The sequence below is a fragment of the Mesorhizobium sp. M7A.F.Ca.CA.004.12.1.1 genome, from assembly GCF_003997835.1.
Lineage (GTDB): Bacteria > Pseudomonadota > Alphaproteobacteria > Rhizobiales > Rhizobiaceae > Mesorhizobium.
The window spans coordinates 1-4,350 of record NZ_RZRK01000526.1 but is presented as its reverse complement, the minus strand read 5'-3'; the positions used below and the strand labels follow the sequence as shown (position 1 = coordinate 4,350).

The 4,350-nt window shown below is 60.1% G+C and carries 4 protein-coding genes; 2 read left to right on the top strand and 2 right to left on the bottom strand.

What is annotated here, in order from left to right; all coding sequences use genetic code 11:
- A partial coding sequence (locus tag EN984_RS24230; protein ID WP_164765609.1) for an MFS transporter occupies positions 1–802 on the top strand: 802 nt, incomplete at its 5' end.
- 96 nt (positions 803–898) lie between these two features.
- On the opposite strand, the gene EN984_RS24225 is transcribed toward EN984_RS24230, so the two are convergent.
- Positions 899–1,096, bottom strand: coding sequence for a DUF2735 domain-containing protein (locus tag EN984_RS24225; protein WP_127269123.1), 198 nt, complete (start codon positions 1,094–1,096; stop codon positions 899–901).
- 316 nt (positions 1,097–1,412) lie between these two features.
- On the opposite strand from EN984_RS24225, the gene EN984_RS24220 reads away from it, so the two are divergent.
- Positions 1,413–2,453, top strand: coding sequence for a glutamine synthetase beta-grasp domain-containing protein (locus EN984_RS24220; RefSeq protein WP_127260164.1), 1,041 nt, complete (start codon positions 1,413–1,415; stop codon positions 2,451–2,453).
- Positions 2,454–3,195: 742 nt separating this feature from the next.
- Here the strand turns inward: EN984_RS24220 and glnA are convergent.
- On the bottom strand, positions 3,196–4,350 hold a 1,155-nt coding region (gene glnA, locus EN984_RS24210), incomplete at its 5' end, for a type I glutamate--ammonia ligase (RefSeq protein WP_127383998.1).

The window sequence follows — 4,350 nt, the reverse complement described above, 5'->3', positions numbered from 1 at the left end:
GTTCCAGTTCAATCCGGTGGGTACCGCGAAGTTCACGACATCCTGCGATATCGCGACCTCGTTCCTGACCAAGAACTCGGTTCCCTATGACGTCGTGTCGACGGCCGCCGCCGGCACACCCGCATCTGTCAAGATCGGCAACGAGACGGTCGAGTCCTATGACGCCATCGCCGCCGGCGATCAGGCCAAGGCCAAGGAAACCGCCTTCATCAAGGCCGTCAACATGTCGCTGCAGGACGGCGGCTATCCGCTGAAGCGCGCGGCAGCCAAGGTTGCGGACCAGAAGCTCGATGCGTTTGTTGCCGCCAACCCGGAACTGAAGCTGGATGCCGCTGCCATCCGTGCCGGTGAGAAGGCGACGGTGCCGATCGACCAGGCAGTCAAGGACAAGCTGCTGACCACCGACGAGGCGGCGGGCGCACCCGAAGTCACCGTCTACAACATTCCGGGTGGTGGCGCGTTCGCCATGTTCGCCGATCCTGCAGCAGTGAACTGGCCAATGACGATCGGCATCCTGTTCATCCTGGTGCTGTTCGTGACCATGGTCTATGGGCCGATCGCGGCGATCCTGGTCGAGATGTTCCCGACCCGCATTCGCTACACCGGCATGTCGTTGCCCTATCACATCGGCAATGGCTGGTTCGGCGGCCTGCTGCCGGCAACCGTGTTCGCGCTCAGCGCCTATAAGGGCGACATCTACTATGGCCTTTGGTATCCGGTGGTGATCGCGGCGATAACGCTGGTCATCGGCATGATCTTCGTCAAGGATACGCTCGGCACCGACCTGCACGCCAAGGAGTAGGCAGGCCCGGTGTTCAAAAGAAAGCCCGGCGCGAGCAATCGCGCCGGGCTTTCTCTTTTCAGGCCAATTCGTTGGCGAGGGCTGCTGCCCTTTGTGTCAGCTCTTGCGGCCCCGGGTCTCATCCTCGATGGCTGCCTCATGGTACCAGCCGTCGCCGAAGTCTGCGCGGGCACCACGCAGCGAGGCAAGCTCTGCCGCAAACTTAGCCTTGCCGCTCAAATTTGAGGCAGCGGCGCGCGCTGCCACCGGGAACATCAAAATTGTGGCCGACGGTCGTGTGGAAATGATTTCCATTGCCGGGTTCCTTTCTTCTGCCGAACCTTTTCGATTCAACTTGATCCGAAGATAAGGTCTGCAATCAAGTTAGGCAATATGCCTATGAAAAGATCAGCAATTGCACACTATTTGTGCAAAGAACGACTGTGATTGATCGGAACGCATCGCTTAGGCGGATCACCGACTTCGAGTGGATACCGGGTCAATTTTGCCGCACCCTTCACACCAAGAATGGCACACGAATTGCATTTTAAGAATGCGGCAGGCCGGCTGCTGACGGCAGACGCATGTCGACGCCGTTCAGTGTTCGGTGATCAAGCAACGAGAGGCTAGAATGACGAAATACAAGCTCGAGTATATCTGGCTCGATGGATATACCCCGGTCCCCAACCTTCGCGGCAAGACGCAGATCAAGGAATTCGCCGAATTCCCTGATCTCGAGCAGTTGCCGCTGTGGGGCTTCGATGGTTCCTCGACCCAGCAGGCCGAAGGGCACAGCTCCGATTGCGTGCTGAAGCCGGTTGCGGTCTATCCGGATCCCGCCCGTACCAACGGCGTGCTGGTCATGTGCGAAGTCATGATGCCCGATGGCGTCACGCCGCATGCCTCCAACAAGCGCGCCACCATCCTCGATGACGAGGGCGCCTGGTTCGGCTTCGAGCAGGAATATTTCTTCTACAAGGACGGCCGGCCGCTCGGCTTCCCCGAGAGCGGCTATCCCGCACCCCAGGGTCCGTACTACACCGGCGTCGGCTATTCCAATGTCGGCTCCGTCGCGCGCCAGATCGTCGAGGAGCATCTCGACCTCTGCCTCGCCGCCGGCATCAACCACGAGGGCATCAACGCCGAAGTTGCCAAGGGCCAGTGGGAATTCCAGATTTTCGGCAAGGGCTCCAAGAAAGCCGCCGACCAGATGTGGATGGCCCGCTACCTCATGCAGCGCCTGACCGAGAAGTACGGCATCGACATCGAATACCACTGCAAGCCGCTCGGCGACACCGACTGGAATGGCTCTGGCATGCACGCCAACTTCTCGACCGCCTATATGCGCGAAGTCGGCGGCAAGGCCTATTTCGAAGCGCTGATGGCGGCCTTCGACAAGAACCTGATGGATCACATCGCCGTCTATGGCCCGGACAACGACAAGCGTTTGACCGGCAAGCACGAGACCGCGCCGTGGAACCGGTTCAGCTATGGCATTGCCGACCGTGGCGCCTCGATCCGCGTGCCGCATTCCTTCATCAAGAGCGACTACAAGGGTTATCTGGAAGACCGCCGTCCGAACTCGCAGGGCGACCCCTACCAGATCGCCTCGCAGATCCTGAAGACGATCGCCTCGGTTCCGGCAAGCGCTCAGGTTTCGGCCGCCGCGTAAGCGTTTCGGACTGCATGACAAGATGACCCCGGCGTTTCGCGCCGGGGTTCTTTTTTGGCCGTTACCCGGCTGACGGCATTCCTGGTAAAACATACCCAGAAAAAGTCAGGGAATTCACGCGGTCGCAAATCGCCCGGAAGTTCTGGCCGCAGCCATGTGAGCCTCCGGCGATCACTCCCTATAAAGCCCGGAAAAGCGCCTTTTCCAGCCCTTATCTGGGGCAATGGACCTTCCATAAGCATCTGTTCATACAGCAGAATCGGTCATTCGCGGCCCGGCTTGCAGCGTTGACAGATCACGCTACGGCATGCGTATTCGCAGGCCTTGGGGTTACGTCACGCAATGCTGTTCGGACGGGCGGGGTTTTCTGAACGGCGGCATTGGCGTGGGCGCCGGACGAGCGGTCACTGTAGCCTGAGACAGTGCTCCGCTCGCTCCTGGCTCCAACGTTGGCGACCGACCGGCCGCCTTGATCTTCACCGGACATCGCCGAGTAGTGATTGAAGTCACCGGACCGACGCGCTCAGGCCGGCCGCTCCGATGGACCGTGGGTCCAGAATCCAGGCATCGTATGATCGTCGAAGACGAAAGACCAATATGGCTGTCCATGCGTGGCTGCCGCGCAGGCGAGACATGCCGGTCAGCTGGCAATTCCTATTGGAGCGCAGCAAAAAGCCCTTGAAAGAGGGAAGTCTTTCAAGGGCTTGGTTATTATGGCGTATCTTAGTCTGAGCTTGAAGCCTCAGACAGAGTAATACATATCGTATTCGACCGGATGCGGGGTCATTTCGAAGCGCATCACTTCGGCCATCTTCAGCTCGATGTAGCTGTCGATCTGGTCGTCGTCGAAGACGCCGCCGGCTTTCAGGAAGCCGCGGTCCTTGTCGAGGCTTTGCAGGGCTTCGCGCAGCGAGCCGCAGACGGTCGGGATCTTCTTCAGTTCCTTCGGCGGCAGGTCGTAGAGATCCTTGTCCATCGGCTGGCCGGGATGGATCTTGTTCTTGATACCGTCGAGGCCGGCCATCAGCAGCGCGGAGAAGGCGAGGTAGGGGTTCGCGCCCGGATCGGGGAAGCGGACCTCGACGCGCTTGGCCTTCGGCGACGAGCCGAACGGGATACGGCAGGACGCCGAGCGGTTGCGCGCCGAATAGGCGAGCAGAACCGGCGCTTCGTAACCCGGCACCAGGCGCTTGTAGGAATTGGTCAGCGGGTTGGTGAATGCGTTGATCGCCTTGGCATGCTTGATGACGCCGCCGATGAAGAACAGGCAGCTTTCCGACAGACCGGCATATTCATTGCCGGCGAAGGTCGGCTTGCCGTTCTTCCAGATCGACATGTGGACGTGCATGCCCGAGCCGTTGTCGCCGAAGATCGGCTTCGGCATGAAGGTCGCCGTCTTGCCGTAGGCATTGGCGACCTGGTGCACGACATATTTGTAGATCAGCATCTTGTCGGCGTTGCGTACCAGTGCGTCGAACTTGATGCCGAGTTCGTGCTGCGCCGCCGCCACCTCATGGTGATGCTTTTCGACGCGCACGCCCATCTCGGCGAGCACGGTCAGCATTTCCGAGCGCATGTCCTGCGCGCTGTCGATCGGCGGCACCGGGAAGTAGCCTCCCTTGACGCGCGGACGGTGGCCGAGATTGCCGGTCTCGTAGTCGGTGTCGTCGTTCGACGGCAGTTCCGTGGAGTCGAGCTTGAAACCGGTGTTGTAGGGATCGGCCTTGTACTTCACGTCGTCGAAGACGAAAAATTCGGCTTCCGGGCCGACAAAGATGGTGTCGCCGATGCCTTCGGCCTTCATGTAAGCCTCGGCCTTCTTGGCCGTGCCGCGCGGATCGCGGTTGTAGGATTCACCCGAAACCGGATCGAGGATGTCGCACAGGATGACCATGGT